A 22042-nucleotide genomic window follows, 5' to 3' on the forward strand; every position below is an offset into this window, starting at 1 on the left:
TTGCTTAATTCTGAAAGCGAAATTCCAAATCACCAGTGGTATTCATCCGCGAGTGGCTCTCGTCATGAATATTGATATTCAGCACAAATTCTTGATCCTTATACAGCTTTTCATAGGATTCCTTGTCGATCGGAACAACAATATATTTAGTATTGGTCTCACCAATCGGCAGCTCGCTGTTTCCGTCTCTGACTTCTAAGGCACTTTGGCTGATAATGCTGCCTTTATTGCCGATTTTCAGACTGCCGGAGGTATCGTTAAATTGCAGGGCTTCCTTTCCGTTGTTTTGAACAGTAACCTTCGCTGTTAGTAGGACAATCCCTGTTTCGTACCGATTAAATCGTACCGCTTGCTCTTTATTCGGTTCAAACTCGGCAATTTGATAGCCGTCCAGCGTGACTTTTACGCCTTCAAATTCCTTCGATTCATTAACTTCTTCATCAACTAATAGCCGTTTTGTCCCCATGTTCTCTACGGTTACCTTGTCTTTATAAAGGAAAGAAGCGGCTATTGCTTTTGCTTCGCCTTTCGCATCGAAGGGAACCGTCTCCTTCGTACCGAGGAACAAAGCATCATCCGATTTGAAGCTGCCCTTCTTCGTGAAGATTCCCGGCACTTCTAAGATTGCCTCGTTGTTCTCAGAAAGCTTCTCCATCTCAGCCGGTTCTACCGCAAAGGGGATAAAGCCCGTCAACTCTTCGCCAGCACCGATTTCATTATCATTTTGGATCAGATCACTCTCCATATCATCCGTCAGAATATTTTTCGTCCGCATCAGACTAGCGCGTGAGCCGGTGATGGAAAAGGAAAAGCCATTGCCATAATAAACTGCTGCATCGGTGTCATTTTTAAGAGTGACCGCCAAGAGGATCACTCCTCCTTCCGCATTCTGATCACCAAAGGGAATCCGCAGGTTGCGGGTAAAATTCTTGATTTGGTAATAGCGATAACCGTCAACTTTTACCTCCACATCGTTTTCGTTGTAGATCAACGGCTTATCATGCTCATAAAGCAAATCCAAGGAAGCCGTCTCTGTTTTTTCCTCCAGATCTTTTTCGACTTCTTCCCAAGATACTGTTGAAGAATTGCTTTTTGTTTCAGAGCTTTCACTAGATTCGTCGGATGCTTCCGAACTATCCTTTGAGCTTACCTCTGTGCTTTCATCGGTACTTTCCTCTGAACTTTCTTCCTTGCTTACTTTAGTCGAAGAGATTCCAGTGGATTCTTTTGACTCTTCCACCGTCCGTCCGTTCTGGGTGCAGCCAGTCAATAACAATAATGGTATCGCCAACAATGCGAATCGTGTTTTTTTCATTTGAATGCTCCTTCACTCTCATTTTTCATAGCTGTTCTTAACTCCTCCTGCACTAAAGCAGGACAGTTCAATCTCAAGCGATAGCCTTCTCTCCACACTGTCAATAATTTGACACCGTTCATCCCATGTTTTTCCAGTTTTTTAGTCAGCATTCGCCGAATATTTGACAGCTGAGCTGAATGAGATTGCGATACACCTTCCTGCCAGAGCAGGTGACAAAGTTGCTCCCTCGCTATCACTTGATCCTCATGTTGCAGTAAATAGGCAAATAGCCTATACTCGCTTTTCGCTAAATCTTGGCTAAATTGCGTTACCTGTTCTTGGATTTTTATTTGTCGTTCTTCCCATCCTTCTTTTATTACACCCGCTCTTTTTTCAATCAGACTCTGAGAAAATTTCTCCCGCAGCTCCTCCATCGAAGAATCTTGCGGCAGCCAGTGACACCCCTTTGGCAATGTTTTTTGCTCCAGCACATCTGAGAGACTGCTGACTTTCCGATAAATGATTAGATGCTCTTGTCTCATTAGTTGCGTCGCCATTAACTGAAAGTCCTGCTCTAAAATCGTCTCACTCACAATTACCCACTGAACCTGACCTAAAAAAACGCGTATTTCTTCTGCATCATAATAAAGCTGCTCTACCATACTGCTGGAAATCAATACTTCACAGTTCAATCGCTGGAGGCTTTCTTGTAATTTCCGTTCGTTCTCCATGTTATTCGTCACTATTAGGACTAGCTTCATCCTTTTCCCTCCATCAGATCCAGATACCAAACAATCCACCAAGCCACCTGAAAGGGGCTTGGTGGATCGTTCACTTCCTAATGATTTCTTTTCGCTCTTCTTGTGTATACAAGATACATGGTCAACACTGTGCCAATGATTATTACACCCAGAACAAGGAACAATGGATTGTTTTGTGTCCCTGTTTTCGGTAACGAGCCTCTTGAGGTTGACGTACTGTAATCATACGTACGTGTTTTCCCTCCAGTACCAGTACTTGGCAGACCAGGTTTCCCTGGTGTATCGTCGCCGACTTCAACGGTTTGATCCTTGTCGTTGATGTCTTCATGGGTTGCGATCAAGTAGCCTTTACTATTGAATAATTGTTCAAAGACGACTAATGTCTCTTTCTTCGTCAAAGCACTCTTCGCAAATTCAAAGGTCACTTCAACTGTACCGCTGGTTTGTGCCGCCACAAAGGTCGTTTCGCCTAATACTTTCTTGCCGTCGACTAGATAAGCCAAGCCAGTTGATTTATCCATCAATACACCCTTCACTGTGTATTTATTGCCGACCACTAAGTTTTCATAAGACACCATGTCCTTGATGACTACGTTGTCATTGACTAGACTATCCGATGCTTTCGTACCCACTTTTGGATAAGTGACTGTTTGATCCTTGTCGTTGATATCTGCATGTGTTGCGACTTCTTTGTTGTCTGTATACAGCGTTTCAAAGACAACGACCGTAGTACCAGCTAACGCACTGCCATCGAAGGTAAATTCTAGGTCAACTGTGCCGTTTGGTTTCTTCGCGGTGAAGGTTTTCTCAGCGTGTACTTCCTTGCCGTTCGCCAATAATGGTTTATTGGTTGCTTTGTCCATCAGTACACCTTTGACTGTGTACTCTTTACCGACGATCAAGTTCTTGTAAGATACTTCGTCAATAATCGTGACTTCCTTCTTCGCTTGCCCTTCATTGCCAGCTGTTCCTTTATCTTTGGCTTTCGTTGCAATTTCTGGTGTATCTGGTGTGAATGAGACTGTTTGATCCTTGTCTTCTAAGTCTTCGTGACTTCCGATCAATTGTCCCTTCGCATTGTACACTTTTTCAAAGACCACTAGGGCGATCGCTTTGCCTTCAACGGCTTTCTTATCAAATTCAAAGGTCACTTCTGTTGTGCCAGCTGCTTTATCTGGCGTAAAGGTGGTTTCAGCAGTCACTGCTTTGCCATCTACTTCAAATGCTTTGCCAGTTGCCTTATCCATCAATGTTCCCTTGACCGTGTAGGCTTTGCCAACGGTTAGTTTTTCATAAGACACGATGTCTTTGACGATGATCTTGTCGCCCACCGTGCTTTCAGATGCTTTTGTTCCAACCTTCGGATAATCCACACTTTGGTCTTTATCATTAATGTCTGTATGGCTTGCGACTTGTTTGTCCTCACGGAATAGATTTTCAAAGACAACCACTGTCTTACCTGCTAAATCTCCGTTTGTAATGACAAACTCTAGGTCAACAGAGCCATTCGTTGATTCTGCCACAAATTCTTTCTCTGCATGTACTTCATTGCCGTCGCGGGTGATGAATGGCTGGTTGCTGCCTTTATCCATCAAGACACCTTTAACTGTGTAAGTTTTGCCGATGGTCAAGTTCTTGTACTCAACTGTATCGATGATACTTACTTGTTCATCCGCATAGCCTTCGTGATCGCCTGTTTCACTGTCTTTGGCAGTCGTAGCGATCTCTGGTGTATCTGGTCCAAATTCCACTGTTTGATCTGGATCTTCCAAGTCTTCGTGAGTTCCGATGACTTTGCCATCTGCATTCAAGACTTTTTCAAAAACGACTAAGCTGATTTCTTTGCCTTCGATCGCTTTCTTATCAAACTCGAAGGTCACTTCGGTTGTTCCGTTTTCTGCTTCTGGTGTGAACTTCGTCACTGTTGTAACAGGTACACCGTCTACTTCAAAGGCTTTACCCGTTTCTTTATCCATCAGCTTACCTTCAACCGTGTACTCTTTGCCTGCGGTTAATTTTTCATAAGACACGATGTCTTTAACGATGATCTTATCGCCAACCGTGCTTTCTGATGCTTTCGTACCCACTTTTGGATAGTCGACACTTTGCTCTTTGTCTTCAATATCCGTATGCGCGGCTACTTCCACGTCTTCGTGATACATGTTTTCAAACACAACCACAGTCTTACCAGCTAGATCGCCATTCGTCACAACGAATTCTAGCTCAACAGAACCATTTGATTTGTCTGCTGTGAATTCTTTCTCGGCATGCACTTCGTTGCCGTCTTTTGTCACAAAGGCTTTGCCTGTTTGTTTGTCCATCAAGACACCTTTGACTGTGTAGGTTTTGCCGATGGTCAAGTTTTTGTACGTCACTTTATCAATGATCGTCACTTTTTCATCCGCGTAGCCTTCATTCGTTCCAGTTTCGCCATCCTTCGCACTTGTCGCGATTTCTGGTGTATCTGGTCCAAATTCCACCGTTTGGTCTTTGTCTTTCAAGTCTTCGTGAGTTCCGATGACTTTGCCATCCGCATTCAAGACTTTTTCAAAGACCACTAAGCTGATTTCTTTGCCTTCGATCGCTGCTTTGTCAAACTCAAACGTAACTTCGGTAGTGCCGTTTTCCGCTTCTGGTTTGAAGGTTGCTTTGGCAGTAACTGCTGTGCCCTCTACTTCAAAGGCTTTGCCAGTCGCTTTATCCATCAACTTCCCTTCAACAGTGTATTCTTTACCGACAGTTAGTTTTTCATAAGATACGATGTCTTTCACAACGATCTTATCGCCAACCGTGCTTTCAGATGCTTTCGTACCGACTTTTGGATAATCGACACTTTGATTTTTATCGTTGATGTCACTGTGAGTCGCTACTTTTTTCTCTCCGTCATAAAGATCTTCAAATACGACAACTGTTTTGCCTTTCAGATCGCCATTCGTGATGACGAATTCCAGTTCAACAAAACCATCCTTCGTTTTCGCTTCAAAATCTTTTTTCGCATGAATTTCGTTGCCGTCTTTGGTTACGAATGCTTTGCCAGTTGCTTGATCCATCAACGTACCTTTGACCGTATACGTCTTACCGACTTCCAAATTCTGATATTCCACTTTGTCAACGATGGTTACTTTTTCATCTGCATAGCCTTCATTGGTACCCGTTTCCTTATCTTTGGCAGTCGTAGAGATTTCTGGAATATCTGGAATTTGTTTGTTGTAGACCGTGTACTCGAAGTTCAAGTCGTCGGCCTTCACTTCAAAGGTTTCTTTGAAGTCTGGTTTTTCATAGCCTGTTGGCGCTGATGTTTCTTCTAACGTGTATTCACCATAGGTCAAGTTATTAAAGACTAATTCTTCCCCTGCCTTGGTTTTTTCCTTCGCTACTTCATTTCCCTCAGAATCCGTTAACGTAAATTCCGCATCCGCTATTAACTTATTATCTGTATCGCCTTCTTTGTGTTTCTTGATGGTGACTTTCCCGACTTCTCGTTTTGATGTTTCCTTATTGTAGACTGTGTATTCAAAACTCAACTTATCGGCTTTCACTTCAAAGGTTTCTTTGAAATCTGGAGTTTCATAGCCTGCTGGCGCGGATGTTTCTTCTAATGTGTATTCGCCATACTCTAAGTTGTCGAAGACTAATTCTTCGCCTTCTTTAGTTGTTTTCGTATCAACTACATTTTCTTCAGAATCCGTTAGGGTAAATTCCGCATCCGCGATCAACTTCTCATCTTCATCGCCTAACTTGTGTTTCTTAATGCTGACTTTTCCTTTTGGCGTTTCTGACTTCACGTTTTCTACATCATAGGTGAAACTCAACGTGCCTTCTTTTACTTCAAATGTTTGCTTGAAGTCTGGTTTTTCATAACCGGCTGGCGCGGATGTTTCTTCTAATGTGTATTCGCCTAGTTCCAAGTTATCAAAAACTAGCTCTTTTCCGGCAACTGTCTTCTTCGTTACTGCCACACCTTTAGAATCCGTTAACGTAAATTCAGCGTCTGCGATTAACGCTTTATTATCGTCGCCTTTTTCTGTCTTCTTGATCGTAACGTTTCCTTTTGGCGTTTCTGACTTCACATTTTCTACATCATAGGTGAAACTCAACGTGCCTTCTTTTACTTCAAATGTTTGCTTGAAGTCTGGTTTTTCATAACCGGCTGGCGCGGATGTTTCTTCTAATGTGTATTCGCCTAGTTCCAAGTTATCAAAAACTAGCTCTTTTCCAGCAACTGTCGTCTTCGTTACTGCCACACCTTTAGAATCCGTTAACGTAAATTCAGCGTCTGCGATTAATGCTTTATTATCGTCGCCTTTTTCTGTCTTCTTGATCGTAACGTTTCCTTTTGGTGTTTCTGACTTCTTATTGGATACTTCGATCGTTAATTCTAAATCATTTTCTGTAATTTCAATCTCTTTTGTATAGCTTGCTTTTTCGTAACCGGCTGGTGCTTCGGTTTCTTTTAAGACATATTTACCTAATGGCAGATTATCAAAGACTAATAACTTGCCTGCTTCACTGGTCTTAGTCGCTACTTCCGTTTTGCCATCTTCTTCATATAAAGTGAACTTCGCTCCAGCGATTGATTTCTTCGTACTATCCGCTAGGTCGTATTTTTGAATACTTACTTTGCCGACTTTTGCTTCTGGCTTTTTATTTGATACTTCGATCGTTAATTCTAAATTATTTTCTGTAATTTCAATCTCTTTTGTATAGCTTGCTTTTTCGTAACCGGCTGGTGCTTCGGTTTCTTTTAAGACATATTTACCTAATGGTAGATTATCAAAGACTAATAATTTACCGTCTTCACTTGTCTTAGTCGCTACTTCTGTTTTGCCATCTTCTTCGTATAAAGTGAATTTCGCTCCGGCGATAGATTTTTTCGTGCTATCCGCTAGATCGTATTTCAGAATGCTCACTTTACCTTTCGGGTTTTCTGTTTCAGTATTTTTGAAGTTGAAGGTTTGGAGCGTTGCCGCATTCCCTGCTGTTACTTCAAATGATAGTTTTTCTTTGGATACATCGTAACCTTCTGGTGCTTTTACTTCTTCCAATTCATACTTACCAACTGGAATATCTGTGATCGTTAACTCACCATTTGACGCTGTTGGTTTACTTTCCGCCAACCATACAGTGTTTTTATCAGTATCCGTGATCTTGAACGTTGCACCTGCTAATTTCTTGCTAGCAGTCACACTGTCAATTTTGGTGATCTTCACTTTACCTAATGGCGTTTCGGTTTCAGTATTCTTAAAGTTGAAGGTTTGGAGCGTTGCCGCATTCCCTGCTGTTACTTCAAATGATAGTTTTTCTTTGGATACATCGTAACCTTCTGGCGCTTTTACTTCTTCCAATTCATACTTACCAATTGGAATGTCCGAAATAGTCAATTCACCATTTGACGCTGTTGGTTCACTTTCTGCCAACCATACTGCTTTTGTATCTGTATTCGTGATCTTGAACGTTGCCCCTGCTAATTTCTTACTATCAGTTACACTGTCCACTTTTGTGATCTGCAATTTACCTTTTGGCGTTTCGGTTTCAGTATTTTTAAAATCAAAGGTTTGGAGCGTTGCCGCATTGCCTTCCGTTACTTTGAATGCTAATTTTTCTTTCGATAGATCGTATCCATCTGGCGCTTTTACTTCTTCCAATTCATAGTTACCAATTGGAATATCTGTGATTGTTAATTCACCATTTGACGCTGTTGGTTTACTTTCTGCCAACCATACTGCTTTTGTATCTGTATTCGTGATTTTGAACGTTGCGCCTGCTAATTTCTTACTATCAGTTACACTGTCCACTTTTGTGATCTTCAAAGAACCTTTTTTTTCCGATTTCCTTACATTGACAAACGTAAATACTAAGAATGACTCTTCAAATGAAGTACTATCGACTGTGATTTGTTGTGTTTGCGGTTGTTGGTCCTCATAACCTTCAGGTACAATTTCTTTAACTGTTAATGTACTATATTTTCCATTAATAGCATCAGTTAAAAGAGGGCCAACAATGAGTTCTCCATCAGCATTCGTATTGCCTCTGAAAATTAATTTGTTGTGAGTATTATCATTATCAAGATACACTTCAAATGTTATATTGCTTACATTCCCATCAACTGATTCCTTTTTTATTTTGATACCCGTAGAACCCTTTCCACCACGAGATCCTGTTGATCTTAATATACACTCACTGCCATCCTTGGCTTTAACTTTTACTTCAACAATTGGTGTATTGCCATATTTTTGCTGTGCCACATATTCTTTATTAAGAAATACCGTAAACATTCCCGTAGTTGAATAATCTGAGGCTTTTTCTATTTTATAAAAGGACGGGTCTACTTTAATAGATGTGTTTGTTCCATTCATTTGGACTATGTTTATTTCACACCTGTCATAATCAATCTCCCTTTTCTGTATAGTTCCATCAATAACGTTACAGGTGCCATAATTGTAATATTCAAGAGAGCTTGAAAAATCCAGCAAATCCAGTTTGAATCCCCTATCTCCACCAAATGCTGCCCAAACTCCATCATCGGCTTGAATATTTATACTCCCTCGCTCTATACTTGAGCTATCCTGTTGTGTCAAAATCGGCGCTTTTGTAATCTTAAAAGTTTTCGCAATATCTTGTGTATAATCACTTGATAAAACGAGCTGCGCTTCATCATTCGCTGAGTCCACTTTTGCTGTCAATGGTAAATCTACTGCAAAAGAGTGTTTATCTTCTGTAACTTCTGAGAAATCCAAGCTGAAGTTTGAATCGGTCAATTTGACGATTTTCACTCCTGCTGTTTGACTTACTGGATTCTCTCCTAAGGCAAATTCACTATTCAATGTAAATGTGACTGTCTTTTCTGAGGCATCCTGTACATTTTCAAATTCTCCGCTTAATGTTGCGTTGAATGTTTCTTCTGATTCTACAGATTCTTTTCCTGCCGTATCTAAGTTTTGCAGGCTGATCCTTGGTGCTTGCTTTTCTTCACCAGTGGTTTCTTCTGCAATTGTCGTCACAGGTGCCATTAACGTATTTGCTAAGATAGCCGCTAAAGCTAATCCTGTAGGCAGCTTTCCTCGTAAAAACTTCTTCATCTCTTTCCCTCCTGTTGTTCCTTATTTTGTTTCGGTAATGCGTGGTTGTTTTCATCCCTGAAGCTCTTCACTGGATTCCCCCTTGTTGTTAAATTAAGAAAAAGGCGCATTGAATGATTTCATTGCTCCTTCTTGGTAGTAGTTGCGGTTTCTACCTTTTTTTAAAAAGACATCGCTAGATCAGTAGAGATGATTAAGTGATTTCTTTTCCCATACGGTCCCTCTTTTCCCTCTATATTTTTTTATCAAAAATGGTGCGAACCATTTGATAGTTGACTAATACCCTTCTGATAATGAACTAGAAAAGTAATTGTCCGCCTCTGACTGGCATTCTTCTACTTCTTCGGTATCGTTTTGTTCATCTGAAAAAACTTCAAAGAAGCGTTCAGATAATTGGTACCCTCTGCCCCAATGTGTCCGGATCATATCCTCAGTGAAGCCGTCTTTTTGCAGCTTGCTTCTTAGATTTCGTATAGCATTGGACAACATCGCCATCTTCGAATCCGTGATCTCGCCGTCCCAGATGCGGACGCATAAGTCATTCCGCGGGACAATCTCTCCTTTGGCTGAATACAGCTCATTTAGAATTCGTTTCTCCATTGAGCTTAAGGAAAGCTGGGTATCGAATTGTTCCCATGTCAGCCACGGACTGCCATCCGCACGAAGCCCATGCTCTCCAACTGCCTGCCGTTGATTCATATGATTTTGTGTTTCCTTATAAATGGATTCCATCAGAAGCTCTCGCAATTCCTCAACACTTGATTCATTCGAGATCCACAGATTCAGCCGAATGTCCTGCGGCTTATTCTCAAGCTCATGTGCGTTCTTCCGAATAATAATCGTCGAAGATTTTTTAAGCACGGGCAAAAGCTGCTGCAATTCAATATCTGAAATCGTCTCACTGATGATCGTGTAGTAAAATAAATTGAAAAAATGTAGGAAGTCAGTTAATTTGACTCGCTTTGATAACAGGCTGCTTGAACTAAATACTTCATAATTCAAGTGCTGTAATTTTTTTTGGAATTCTTCTTCCGCTAGAACATTCTTAGTCAATAGTAGAATCGGTCCCATCCGTTTCCCCTCCTTTATCTGATCTATGTTTTTCAATTTTTTAACAGACAGATTATATTATTTATCATAAATTAAAATTATTATTTGATTGATTTTTGCAAATATCATGTAGAAATTGACTGTTATCGTGTATTTTTTTGTAAAAAAAAAGGCCAAACAATTAATTTTCAATTGCTTGGCTTTACTTTATTCAACTTATAAAAATTTCATGATCTGTTCCTTTAAACTCTTTTTCACGTTTCTACTGACTTTTAAGGACTGCTGGTTCGTCATCACTACAAGGTCGCCGTCAAAGAAAACAACCTGTTCTAAGTTGATGATGGTCTGCTTATGAATACGGAAAAAACGCTGTGCTTCGAGCTTTTCAAGAAACTCTTGCATCTTCCCATAGGCAGAAAATTCTTCTGACTGCGTTTGAACGATCACCCCGCCTTTTCTCCCTAAGTTATTAGAATGAATCGCTAGGATACTGTTGATAGGTACAATCCGAAAACCGCCAGTAACCAGCTCAAGAGTGATTCGCTGATCGTTTTTAGTGATCGCTGCTATAATTGGGCGAATCTTTCTTTCGAATTCTTCGAAATCAACCGGCTTTACTAAGTATTGATTGGTTCCCACTTCAAAGCTATCTTGCATCAGCTCAGAATGGCTGCTCAAGAAGACTAGCTGACCGTCATAACCATGCTCTTCGCGCAAGACCTTCGCCGCTCTCATACCATCCATTCCTGGCAATTCGATATCAAGAAATAATAGATGATACTCTTTTTCTTTTTTCTCGTACATTTGTAGTAATTCTTCTGCTGACTGATAGACATGAGTCCGAATCTCAATGTCCATCGCAAACGATAAATGAATGAGTCGCTCTCTTAACTGATTTCGATAGCGTTCTTCATCTTCACAAATTAAAATATTAATCATGTTCTTGCTCCATTATTTTTTATTCTTCAGGCTTATCGGTAAGATGATCTTGGTTCCACTTAGTTCTGGTTCTTCAACTATTTCATACATGCCGTGATACTTCTCCACGATGCGATGAATCATTTGAGATTCCTCCCACTGCTGGATCATGCCTTTTGTTCCAGCCGTTTTTAATTCTTTTGGATGCTGAACGGTAATGACTAGATGGTGTTGATCTGTTCTCATTTCCGCTTTAATCAAAGGCTCTTGTTCTGTCTGACTCGCCATTTTTACCGCTTTATCAAACAAACCACCCAAGATGACCGCTAAGTCCTTTTCATCTAATTCAATTTTCTTATTAATAGTAATTGAATAATCTAACTCAATCTTTTCTTTTTGACACTGTTCCTTTAATGAAAAGAACATGCTATCAACTACTTGGTTTCCTGTAAATCCAGTGCCACTATTGTCAAAGTATTGCTGATAGACGCCTTTCATATATTCTTTTACGTAATCGAGCTGATTTTCTGATAAGGCCTGCTCAATCTCCAAATAATGACGTTTAATATCATGCATCAAGCGATTGTTTTTTTCTAAATAGGCTTTATTCTGCTCCAGCTTGCTTTCTTGGAATTCTGCTTGCCTACTGATAACAGTGTTTTCCTCAAAGATTTTTCTTGTCTTCTCTAGGTAGTAACAAAAATAGAGATTGATCCCGCTAGTAAGGATTAATATTGTAGAGATCAAGCCTTTCATCTGACTGGAGAATTCAAGGCTGGATATAATACTGAACGATAAAAAAGCATTTAACGTAATTAACAGCCAAACCAAGACATACTTTTTGTCAAAATAATTAATTAGCGGCTCTTTTCCTCGACGAAGATAATTTAGACTTATGAGGATGAGTTGTATTAGTATCTCTATGAAGCTGCCTTGACCGTTAGGCATTACATGATAATTAACCGGTAGATTGATAAATACGACAAATCCATGCAAAAAATCAAGGATCACTCCTAATTGGAATAAAAAAGCAACAGCCAATATTCTATTGGGGATTGTTCCTTTGAACAGGTACATTACACTTGCCATGATTACGACTGTCTTAAAAGCCGGCAGTAGATTATAGACATAAGAAAAATGAGTGAAACCTACATTCAAGCTAAATAATATCAAGTACACGAAAATACTTTTATTTTTCCTGACTAATAGCAAATTAAATAACAAGAAAGTGATTAACGACATGTTAGCCGTGTCAAGAAGAACAATTATAAAATCAGGCATCCACATCCCGTCCTTTCTAAAAAATCAGTGATTTCTGCTGATTCATCGCTCTATTCATATCTCCATTATTGAATAAAGGTTGGATCTCAACTCTCTGATAGCGAAATTAGCCATTTTCTCTGCTTTAGATGTCTAAATAGTAAAAACTTATCCCACTTGAAAGCACTAGAATGACGGATACCCCAACTTTCAATTGCATAGAGCAGTCAATACTCATTACCCCAGCAAAAATCAACAACGCATTGATAAGAACCATTAAGTAAATCAAAAGATGTTTTTTATTGATGGTTGTCCTATTTGTTTTAGTAAACAGTAATCCAACAGAAAGAACCACCGTTGATAAAGCTTTCATTGCAGCTGTTAAAAGAATCAAAAAAACACATCCTCAAAAAAGTAATAAACTGCTGTTAGACTAGCTATATTCTAAACAGTTTGATAATCAATCATAATTTCTACCATAATATATATTATCATTTTTTTATTTTTAATTAAAACGGACAAAGCAAACCATTTTTCAATTTATAAACATTATTTTATTAATCACAAACGTTTTATATTTATATCTTTCTCTAAAAAAGAAAAATTAAACATACATATAAACTAATCCCTCAATTAACCAGCGCAATAAATTTATTTTATCAGATCAAAAAAATTTTTTTCATTCCTCAAAAACAATTGTTATTAATTATCATTATTTATTATGTATTTGCCGTGCATCTACTTGCTCAACATTTTTCAAAATCCACAAACGTTCCTATTCTTTCTCGAGACCACGCCTTAATTGAACCCCTAATTCCCCACTTTTTCATTTTTTTCTAGTCTTATTGGCAGAACAATCTTTGCTGACTCTTTATTTGATTCGCTTGATACTTCATACATTCCAGAATTTTTCTCGATTATGCGATTGATAATTTGTGAGTGTTCCCATTGAGACACAGTTTCTGTTGGCAACCCCAGTTTTACTTCCTTTGGATGTTCAATCGTTAGTACCACATGATGATTCTTCGTCAACATGTTAATCTTGATCCGTCGATCATGACTACTTTGTCTCGCCTCTTTTACTGCGCGGTCAAACAGACTTCCCAGCAATACCGCTAAGTCCTTCTCGTCCAGACCAATTTGTTTATCAATATGGATAGTGTAATCTAATTCAATGCCTTCTTTTTCACACTGGTCTTTTAGTGAAAAGAACATACTATCGACGACTTGGTTGCCTGTAAATCTTGTTCCGCTGCTATCAAAGTATTGCTGATAAACACCTTTCATATATTCTTTCACATAATTCAACTGATTTTCTGACAAAGCGTGTTCGATCTCTAAGTAATGCCTCTTGATGTCATGCATTAAGCGATTGTTTTTTTCTAAATAGGCTTGATTTTGTTTCAGTTTATTCTCTTGAAACTCTACCTGTTTGGTGATGACGAGATTCTCTTCAAATATTCGTTGCGTCTTTTCCAGAAAGTAGCAAAAATAAATATTGATCCCACTTGTTAAGACCAATATTGCTGCGATAATCCCCTTCATTTGACTAGAAAATTCTAAACTTGTCACCACACTAATAAACAATACAAAATTCAATGTAATCAACAGCCAGATCAAAATGTATTTTTTATCAAAATACTGAATCAATGTCGTCTTTTCACGGCGCAAGAGATTGAAAACGATTAATACCATCACTACTACCAGTTCGAGATAAATATCAGGTAATGCCGAACCATTCATAGCGTCATATTTTAAAACAGGCATCGTTGCCATTATGAGTATGGCATGGATAAAGTCCAGAATTACTGCCAATTGGACCAGCAATGCACTAGCCATCACCTTATTTACAAATGTCCCCTTAAAGAAAAACACAAGTGAACCAACAATCATCACGACCGTTCTCAACACCGAAAACCAATCGAAAAGGAATAGCAGATAGGTTAACCCAAAGCATACAGTGAAGAATAAGAAGTAAGCATAGATATTTCTTTGTTTCCTAACCAACAACAAATTGAAAAACAGCATAATCACCGCTAAATAGATGAGTGTATTAAGCATATTTTCAAAAATCAAACTAAAATCCATCATTACCACACCTTCTCAATCAAAAAAATTATCACAAAACAAAATAATGTTCTATCATTATATTAATGATAACATTTCTTAATATATACTCAAAGAACTTATATAATTAATTTTATTATGTCCTATAAATCCATATTATGTTTAAATAATTTTAACTAATATAGGCAGAAGTCGCCCATCCTCTATAGGTGGGTGATGAATGCCTTTTTGTTTTGATTCTGTTCCCTTCTTGTTCCCCTTTTGGTATAATAAATCAACGAACAAATCGAAGATAATAATGGTTTGATCCCTAACAAGCATTCAGCTTTATGACTATCAATAGAAAGCGAGAACACGTGATGGAACGACTAAAAGCTTATAAATTCAGAATCTATCCAACGGAAGAACAAGAAATTTTCTTTGCTAAGTCTTTTGGCTGTGTCCGTAAAGTGTACAATCTAATGCTTGCGGATCGAATAAAAGCCTATGAAGAAATTAAGAATGATTCCTCTAAGAAAATGCGTTTTCCAACACCTGCGAAATACAAGAATAATTATCCGTTTTTGAAAGAGGTAGACAGCCTTGCTTTGGCAAATACCCAACTCAATTTAGATAAAGCGTACAAGAATTTCTTTCGTGATCCATCTGTCGGCTTTCCTCGGTTCAAAAGTAAGAAGAATCCTGTTCAAAGTTATACCACCAATAATCAAAATGGAACCGTCGCTTTGGTGGATAATCAATTTATCAAACTGCCTAAAGTAAAAACCTTAGTCAGAATCAAACTTCATAGGCTTCCGAAAGGTGAGATTAAATCTGCTACAATATCACGACATCCGAGTGGAAAATATCATATTTCTTTGTTGTGCAAAGAAGAAATGATTGAATTACCTAAAACCGATTCTGCAATTGGGATTGACCTTGGTATTACAAACTTTGCGATTCTTTCTGATGGTCAAACATTTGATAATAATAAATTCACTGCAAAAATGGAAAAGAAACTGAAACGTGAACAGCGCAAATTATCAAGACGTGCACTTTTAGCCAAAAAGAAAGGCGTAAATCTCTTTGATGCTAAAAACTACCAAAAACAAAAACGCAAAGTGGCTAGACTACACGAAAAAGTAATGAATCAACGCAACGATTTTCTGAATAAGTTGAGTACAGAAATGATCAAAAATCACGATTTGATCTGTATTGAAGACTTGAACACTAAAGGTCTGTTGCGTAATCATAAATTAGCGAAAAGTATCACTGATGTTTCTTGGTTTAGTTTTGTCAATAAGCTGCAGTACAAGGCTGACTGGTACGGACGTGAAATCATTAAGGTCGATAGATGGTTTCCATCTAGTCAACTTTGTTCAGAATGCGGACACAAAGACGGGAAGAAAACTCTCGACATTCGAGCATGGACGTGCCCTATTTGTCATGCACATCATGACAGAGATATCAACGCTAGTATCAATATTCTGAGTGAAGGTCTGCGCTTGCACGCATTAGCTTAGATATAATCAAGAACCGTAGGAACTACGGGGATAGCTTGGTAAATAAGAGAAACCGCTGTGAGTAAAGAAATACACTTGCAAGTATGCTCTATTCCCAAGAAGCTCCCACTTCAAGCGTGAAGGACCGCTAGGTTTAGCTAAGTGGTGAGTAGTTCACTTTTGTATCCATTTTATAATTCTTGTTCTCTGAACGTTATGATCTGTGAGAAAAACGATAAGAAGGTTCCTTTGATTTTCAAATAAATGGAATGTTATTATTTTAAGTGATTCGAATTTTTATCCGTAAAAAAAATGAAACGAACTATTATATCCCTATGTTTATCATTCGAATATAGCTGAGAGATAACACCAAGCAGGTAGGGAGAAATATCTTAGTCTTGTGAAAACCAAGTAAATACGTAAAAAATCAGTATTATCAATAGATACAGAGTTTCCCCGACGGCTGTTGACGGCGAATGGAAAGTTATTTAAAGTGAATTATCCATATTTTTAATTTCAAATTAACTTTTTGAAGAATTGGTGAAAAGATATATACAAGTAAGCGTTTTTTTGAAAAAAAGCAAAAAAAGGGAGCCTATTGTTTAAGCAACAGAATTTTTTTATTATTTAGCGGATCTTGTTTTCCATTTGATAGATAACGTTGGCTCGTGCCTCAATGAGTGAGTCTGCATAGGTATCTAATGTTAATTGAGTGGACGTATGTCCTAACAATGCACTGACCGAAAGAATGTCTCCTTGTGCTTCTAAGCAACGTGTCGCAAAAGTATGGCGCAACTGGTGAAAATGAACATCTAATAGCTGACATTTTTTCCGAATACGATGAAAATGATACGTTAACAAGCGTGGCTCGATTGGTTTATTTTTGCTTGAAAAAACAAATGTACCTTTCGATATTTTTCTTTGGCTAAGTAGAATTTTTCTCACTTTGTCTGACATAGGAATCAATCGAATTGAGGCATCCGTTTTTGAACTATCAAAAACTAATTGTGTTCTTTGTTCGCCATTACTTAAAGAAATTCGTTGATACGTATGAGTAATTTGAATCAGCTTTCGTTCAAAGTCAATATCGTTCCAACGTAATGCTGCTATCTCACCAATTCTCAAGCCAGTATGCAAGGATAACACTGTCGGAATTCCATTCCCCTTTTTTTCAGCTAGGGCTGTCTTCTCTAACTGAAGTTGTTCTTTCCGACTTAACGCTCGAACCTTTCTTTTCTTCTCTTTTGGTAATTTGATTGTTGAAAAGCTATTTTCATTAATATGAGATTTTCTTTTTGCTTCATTGAGACATTGAATGACAATTCGGAAGATCACTTGGATAGTGGACTTTTTCAAATTTTTCTCAAGCAGAGCGTTTAAAAGCTTTTGTCCAGTTACCTCTGTCAATTCGTTCAAAGGAATTTCTCCGATAATTGGTATTACATAATTTCGCAATTTATAGCAGTAATTTGAATATGTTGCTGGTTTAACCTCAGAGCGAATCATGTGTAACCAATAATTGCTCCATTCTTCAAAGTAAATCGAAGAAATTCCTCTAACTTTCTGATAGGTTTGATATTGAATCTTCAACGGATACAGTTTTTCTCTGACTTCCTTCAACGTATGAGCGTATACATAGCCGTACTTGATTTTTCCTGACAAGCTTCTTCCTTTGACGTAGCGCCCCTCCCAACGTCCATCTTTTCTTCGGTAAATATTTTCTCCTCTTCGCATTGTGAGTCTCCTTTTTTGACGGCTTAATTGACGGTAAAAAGACCATCCCCATATCTTTATCCAATCGATATTCAATAATATAAATTAAATTGAATACGTTTAGAAACAACTAAATATAAAATTTTATATTATTTTCTATTGATTGTTATCTTAATATATATTAAAATGCAGGTAATGAAAATACTTAAATTAGATAAAAAGCACATTTATCAGATATTTTTTTCTTGTTATTCACAATAATAAGATTTTTTTAACGAAAAAATAACACAATTTAAAAACAAAAGAATCTCACATATTTCAACAATCCCTTCTTTCTTCATTGAAAGCAGGCTTTTTTGTCTCCCCTCGATTCTTTCTATGATTTTCTTTTTGTTTAAAATAAGCGAATCCAGAATAAATCTGAAAAACGATGAATAACAAGAAACGCATCTTTGCTGTTCTTAACTCAAAAAATGCAGAAAGATTCCTTCTTTTTCTTACGTACTTTTTTAACAGAACCACAAAAAAATACACTTAGGCAGGAGGAGTTTTTATGTTTGATTTGCACGTAGGCAACTATTTGGATGACACAAAATGGTCTGATTTATGGGCGGAGTGTCTGGATAAGGCAATGCCGTTTCCCCCCCAGAAGGTTCGCGAAATTCATTGTCTCGTTCCTTTGCCCGATCGATCAGGGAATCTGATCATCGCTGAAAATGGTCTTTTTTTCAGCAATCAGAATTCTTTGACCATTCTGCATCAGTTTTCGGTCGCGTACTGCTTTCCCAGTTATGATATTTTGTCCTCGATGTTAACGGATATGGAGACCTTTGGAAAATACAAACTACCTTGGGTTTGTCCTTACTTCTCGTTGTTCCCGCTATCTGGTTTGCCGCATTCGATCTGGATTAATCCATTGAAAATCGAAGACATTTATACTCATGAGGGTCGTCACTATGCGAAGCTGATTGATGGCTTTGTACTAGCGATACCGATTCGCCGTTACTATATCCTTTTACGTGCAGAGATGGCATGTGGTCTCCTGGCCTCGCTACAACAGGACTACTTCCTTTTTTCATCGCTAGGCGATACACCCATGGATTACTTAACACTGCCAAACACATCCTTCTCCCGTAGCTTAGTAAAGCGGCCCCTTCTGCAATTATTCGCGACACGTAAAGGAGAAATTTATCGTCGGTATCAACGTGCGCGTTTTCTTCATTATTACGACCAATTAGTCGACTCTCCTGAAGCCATTCATTGGGAGAATTGGAATTAACTGCCAAACAAGCTGGATATTTCATCCAGCTTGTTTTTTATATTCAAAAGTAACCGAACAAGCTGTCCTTCTTTTTTATTCAAATGTCAAATTCGAATTCTTCCTTCTAATTTCCAGCAATAAAATCGTGGATTCAACGTTTCTAGTAAAAAATTATTCGAAATTGCAAGGATTGGATCGAAATTGCGGGTCAACTATTTTGACGAAATGCTCTATTCTGTACTCAACGGCCGGAACAACGGATACAAACTCGCAGCATATGCTCTAAGAAAGAACCAACCATTGCAACAACTTTTCCCAACAAAAAACAAACAAAGGAGAAAGCGAAGTCTATGACAAATGACACAACCTTAACGCTAAATCATCGACAGGTGTTTGGTTTAAAACTTGACACATTGGAAAAACGAATTACCCATATCTATCAGGAAACACAAAATTCGACACTAGCCATTAAATACGTTCTCGCCTTACGAGTACGTTGCCAGCTTAGCGCAAAAGAACACACCCAGATTCTAAAGGAGCTTGTTCGGCATCTATTCTTGAATACCAAAGTATCACGCACAATGAAACGTTTCTTTTATTACTTTCAAGATTACTTCATGCTTCAAGAATGGCGCCTATTGACACTTAAACTATTTCCTGTCCGAAATTTCACTGAACAGACGAAGACATTTCTGCATTCTCAAATCGCAAAATTTCGTCCTGCTGAAGCTGAAGTCTCGTGAGAGAACAGACACGACCAATACAAAACAATAAAAGGAGAAAACAACAATGAAAACAACAACAAATTTAGTAACAACTTTCCTAAATGGCGCCGGCAATAAACACCGCTGGACGTGTAAGGAAGTAAATCCAGATCTATCCGCTGAACAAATCAAAGAAGCGTGTGAATTAATGACTACCTTGGATCTATTTGAAAAAGACGGGGTGAAACTATTCACGTCCGTCGTTGGTGCAAAATATGTGACAATTTCGGAAAGAACCATCTTTGATAAAACAACCGAAGAAAACGAAAGTCAAACCACTCCTCAGCAAGCACCCGTTGAAACTCAACTAGAAATTGCAAAAGAAGAACCGCAAGAGAGCTGCACTGTCGATGCACCGTGCCTAACACAAGTAAAAGAAGCGACGTCCGAAACCAGCACCCCAGCTAAAAGTCCGCGACGATCTCAAGCACAGTGCTCCGTTCCATCAATAGAGAAGAACATTGAGGACAAGACTATCCATGTTCCGTCCAAAGAAGCTCCTGCCACCGAACCTCCGGCGACTCAAAAAAGGAAAGCTACTACCAAAAAGCAGCGGCGGCTACTCGAGCTCTTTCAGAAGAATAAGCCAAAGAAAAGAAAACGGCATTAAGGGCAGCTTTCTGCAAAAAAATCTCCATAGAACTAGCCAATTAGGCTAAAAGAAGTCCTCCGAAATGCGTGCACACATTTCGGAGAGTGTTCTTATGAAAAAGTCATGGCTTATTCAAATAGCGGCGGCTTGGCAAAAAAATAGGAAAATGATAAATTTCCAGATAGAAAAATGATAGTTATTGTCACTTGTGATGAATAACGTTAGTATTGAATGTGACCAGAAAGGACTTAGCTTTCTGATTCTGGCATGATGCTAAAGGAGATTACCATGGGGAAACGAACATATTTAATGATTGTAGCCGTGCTGGTCTTAATGGTTGGTGGGGGGATCTTTTTTTTCACTCAGCAGAGGTACAGCGTTCAGGATCGTCATCGACTAAAATTGCATAAGATCAATATCAGTAGTTTTGCTGATACAGACCAAATCCGCACCCATAATGTCGGACTTTCAGGGGTTAAATCGTATCAAGATCAGTTGATCTATTTTAACGATGATCAGCTATTGAAGGTCGACCCGTTCTCTAAAAAATCCGTCCCGATCACATTACGTACGCTTAAAGAAGACGCCGCCTTGAGTTATTCGCTTAACTACGAGGTCGAGGATATTTATGGGGATTATGCGTTAATCTGCATTCAAGGGGAGTTCAAAGTTGACCCCGAACAGTCGATTATTGAGATCGAAAGCTATACTAAAAAATATTATTATGGATTGGTTCACTTGAAGGCGGAAAAACAGATCGGAGAATTTATCGAATTTGATAGCAAGGTGCCGCAGCATGTATTTTCATCCGACTATTTATATATCAAGTGCTATGGTTCGCCTACTGCTGAACGTTCGACAAAAGAAAATTTGCGTTCATTCATTTTGCAGATTGATCCAACTACAAACAATGTTTTAGAAATCATTGAAAACAGTGCAGCGTATGATCGTTTAGATCAAGAATACTTCGATTTGAATAATCCGTCGCCAGATGATAAAGAATTAAGCAACAGCGGAACAAAGCAGCTGATCGCAAATGAGGACAGTTATACGATTCAGGAGCTAGACACGAGGAAAGAAAGGAAGTACACCTTTCCTAAGGAAGAAGCGGATACTAAAAATGCTTATTTCGCCTATTCAGATGAGTGGGTAATCGAGGAATTGATCACCTATGTTTTCCCGTATTCGTCTTCTGAGCTTGAAGAGTATCCAGACGCTGAATACGAAGACATCCCAGAATTTCACTACTACTTAAGAAATCTGAAAACAGAGAAACGCAAAGAGATTGATTTTGGCAAAATGAGTCCTTTTTTTGCCTCGAATCGTTTCATAAAAAAATCCGGCTACGTTATTTGGTTGTCAGATAGCCATACAGTGATCAAAGAGGGAATTAAGAAAAACACGGTCTATCGCGATCATTTTACCTTACCAAAGGCGGATGATACACAACTGTTTGCTAAAGAGGACGGCACAGTCTTGTTGCTAAGCTATGACAGGACCAAAGAGGAACTCTTGCTGTTTACTGAATGAGTTGAAAGACAGTAACTTCTAATTTGGTTCACCAGAAAATGGAACACGCCCACTTGAAGCGAGCATTCAACGGGGCTTATTCCTATTGCGTGAATTCATTTTTACTGGCTTCTTGGGTGAACTACTCACCACTTAGCTAAACCTATCGGATCTTAACGCTTGAAGTGGGAGCTTCTTGGGAAGAGAGCATACTTGATAGCGTATTTCTTTACTAACAGAGGTGTCTCTTATTTACCAAGCTATCTCCGTAGTTCCTACGGTTCTTGAGT

The 22042-nt window shown here is 38.6% G+C and carries 14 protein-coding genes; 5 read left to right on the top strand and 9 right to left on the bottom strand.

The genetic code is table 11. The features are described 5' to 3' along the window. Nucleotides 1-4: 4 nt before the first annotated feature. From KQI58_RS15775 to KQI58_RS15810, 8 genes are all read right to left on the bottom strand, one after another. Nucleotides 5-1315 carry a DUF5068 domain-containing protein gene (locus KQI58_RS15775; protein WP_216409995.1) on the bottom strand — a complete coding sequence of 437 codons (1311 nt, stop codon included), beginning with the start codon at nucleotides 1313-1315 and terminating at the stop codon, nucleotides 5-7. Beyond that, nucleotides 1312-2058, bottom strand: a complete 747-nt coding sequence (locus KQI58_RS15780; protein WP_216409996.1) for a winged helix-turn-helix domain-containing protein — start codon at nucleotides 2056-2058, stop codon at nucleotides 1312-1314. Before KQI58_RS15780 ends, KQI58_RS15775 begins: the two co-directional genes overlap by 4 nt. Before the next feature lie 77 nt (nucleotides 2059-2135). Beyond that, nucleotides 2136-9137, bottom strand: a complete 7002-nt coding sequence (locus tag KQI58_RS15785; protein WP_216409997.1) for a VaFE repeat-containing surface-anchored protein — start codon at nucleotides 9135-9137, stop codon at nucleotides 2136-2138. A 276-nt stretch (nucleotides 9138-9413) separates the two neighbouring features. Beyond that, entirely contained in the window at nucleotides 9414-10208 is a 795-nt protein-coding gene (locus tag KQI58_RS15790) for a winged helix-turn-helix domain-containing protein (protein WP_216409998.1), read from the bottom strand. A gap of 195 nt (nucleotides 10209-10403) precedes the next feature. Continuing rightward, complete coding sequence (locus KQI58_RS15795) at nucleotides 10404-11126, bottom strand: LytR/AlgR family response regulator transcription factor (RefSeq protein WP_216409999.1); 723 nt, start codon at nucleotides 11124-11126, stop codon at nucleotides 10404-10406. A 12-nt stretch (nucleotides 11127-11138) separates the two neighbouring features. Next, nucleotides 11139-12386: a GHKL domain-containing protein gene (locus KQI58_RS15800; RefSeq protein ID WP_216410000.1), complete on the bottom strand. Its 1248-nt coding sequence runs from the start codon at nucleotides 12384-12386 to the stop codon at nucleotides 11139-11141. 124 nt (nucleotides 12387-12510) lie between these two features. Then, nucleotides 12511-12759, bottom strand: coding sequence for a hypothetical protein (locus KQI58_RS15805; RefSeq protein WP_216410001.1), 249 nt, complete (start codon nucleotides 12757-12759; stop codon nucleotides 12511-12513). A gap of 416 nt (nucleotides 12760-13175) precedes the next feature. Further along, the gene (locus KQI58_RS15810; RefSeq protein ID WP_216410002.1) at nucleotides 13176-14456 is read right to left on the bottom strand and encodes a GHKL domain-containing protein; all 1281 of its coding nucleotides are present in this window, start codon (nucleotides 14454-14456) and stop codon (nucleotides 13176-13178) included. 335 nt (nucleotides 14457-14791) lie between these two features. Here KQI58_RS15810 and tnpB point away from each other — a divergent pair, with 335 nt between their 5' ends. Continuing rightward, on the top strand, nucleotides 14792-15934 hold the full coding sequence (tnpB, locus tag KQI58_RS15815) for an IS200/IS605 family element RNA-guided endonuclease TnpB (RefSeq protein ID WP_216410003.1): 1143 nt from the start codon (nucleotides 14792-14794) through the stop codon (nucleotides 15932-15934). A gap of 606 nt (nucleotides 15935-16540) precedes the next feature. On the opposite strand, the gene KQI58_RS15820 is transcribed toward tnpB, so the two are convergent. Next, nucleotides 16541-17647 (bottom strand): tyrosine-type recombinase/integrase, encoded by a 1107-nt coding sequence (locus KQI58_RS15820; RefSeq protein WP_216410004.1) that lies wholly within the window; start codon nucleotides 17645-17647, stop codon nucleotides 16541-16543. 532 nt (nucleotides 17648-18179) lie between these two features. Between KQI58_RS15820 and KQI58_RS15825 the strand changes: the two genes are divergently transcribed. From KQI58_RS15825 to KQI58_RS15840, 4 genes are all read left to right on the top strand, one after another. Next, nucleotides 18180-18905: a hypothetical protein gene (locus KQI58_RS15825; RefSeq protein WP_216410005.1), complete on the top strand. Its 726-nt coding sequence runs from the start codon at nucleotides 18180-18182 to the stop codon at nucleotides 18903-18905. A gap of 332 nt (nucleotides 18906-19237) precedes the next feature. Then, on the top strand, nucleotides 19238-19630 hold the full coding sequence (locus tag KQI58_RS15830) for a hypothetical protein (protein ID WP_216410006.1): 393 nt from the start codon (nucleotides 19238-19240) through the stop codon (nucleotides 19628-19630). A 46-nt stretch (nucleotides 19631-19676) separates the two neighbouring features. Beyond that, nucleotides 19677-20261, top strand: coding sequence for a DUF2922 family protein (locus KQI58_RS15835; protein ID WP_216410007.1), 585 nt, complete (start codon nucleotides 19677-19679; stop codon nucleotides 20259-20261). A 270-nt stretch (nucleotides 20262-20531) separates the two neighbouring features. After that, nucleotides 20532-21773 (top strand): hypothetical protein, encoded by a 1242-nt coding sequence (locus KQI58_RS15840; protein WP_216410008.1) that lies wholly within the window; start codon nucleotides 20532-20534, stop codon nucleotides 21771-21773. Nucleotides 21774-22042 lie beyond the last annotated feature (269 nt).

The sequence above is a fragment of the Enterococcus raffinosus genome, assembly GCF_018917525.1.
Classification (GTDB): Bacteria; Bacillota; Bacilli; order Lactobacillales; family Enterococcaceae; genus Enterococcus_A; species Enterococcus_A raffinosus_A.

What these genes read in the sequence shown, in the direction of transcription:
- KQI58_RS15775 (WP_216409995.1), bottom strand. Translation starts at nt 1,315, where the DNA reads ATGAAAAAAACACGATTCGCATTGTTGGCGATACCATTATTGTTATTG.
- KQI58_RS15780 (WP_216409996.1), bottom strand. Translation starts at nt 2,058, where the DNA reads ATGAAGCTAGTCCTAATAGTGACGAATAACATGGAGAACGAACGGAAA.
- KQI58_RS15785 (WP_216409997.1), bottom strand. Translation starts at nt 9,137, where the DNA reads ATGAAGAAGTTTTTACGAGGAAAGCTGCCTACAGGATTAGCTTTAGCG.
- KQI58_RS15790 (WP_216409998.1), bottom strand. Translation starts at nt 10,208, where the DNA reads ATGGGACCGATTCTACTATTGACTAAGAATGTTCTAGCGGAAGAAGAA.
- KQI58_RS15795 (WP_216409999.1), bottom strand. Translation starts at nt 11,126, where the DNA reads ATGATTAATATTTTAATTTGTGAAGATGAAGAACGCTATCGAAATCAG.
- KQI58_RS15800 (WP_216410000.1), bottom strand. Translation starts at nt 12,386, where the DNA reads ATGCCTGATTTTATAATTGTTCTTCTTGACACGGCTAACATGTCGTTA.
- KQI58_RS15810 (WP_216410002.1), bottom strand. Translation starts at nt 14,456, where the DNA reads ATGATGGATTTTAGTTTGATTTTTGAAAATATGCTTAATACACTCATC.
- tnpB (WP_216410003.1), top strand. Translation starts at nt 14,792, where the DNA reads ATGGAACGACTAAAAGCTTATAAATTCAGAATCTATCCAACGGAAGAA.
- KQI58_RS15820 (WP_216410004.1), bottom strand. Translation starts at nt 17,647, where the DNA reads ATGCGAAGAGGAGAAAATATTTACCGAAGAAAAGATGGACGTTGGGAG.
- KQI58_RS15825 (WP_216410005.1), top strand. Translation starts at nt 18,180, where the DNA reads ATGTTTGATTTGCACGTAGGCAACTATTTGGATGACACAAAATGGTCT.
- KQI58_RS15830 (WP_216410006.1), top strand. Translation starts at nt 19,238, where the DNA reads ATGACAAATGACACAACCTTAACGCTAAATCATCGACAGGTGTTTGGT.
- KQI58_RS15835 (WP_216410007.1), top strand. Translation starts at nt 19,677, where the DNA reads ATGAAAACAACAACAAATTTAGTAACAACTTTCCTAAATGGCGCCGGC.
- KQI58_RS15840 (WP_216410008.1), top strand. Translation starts at nt 20,532, where the DNA reads ATGGGGAAACGAACATATTTAATGATTGTAGCCGTGCTGGTCTTAATG.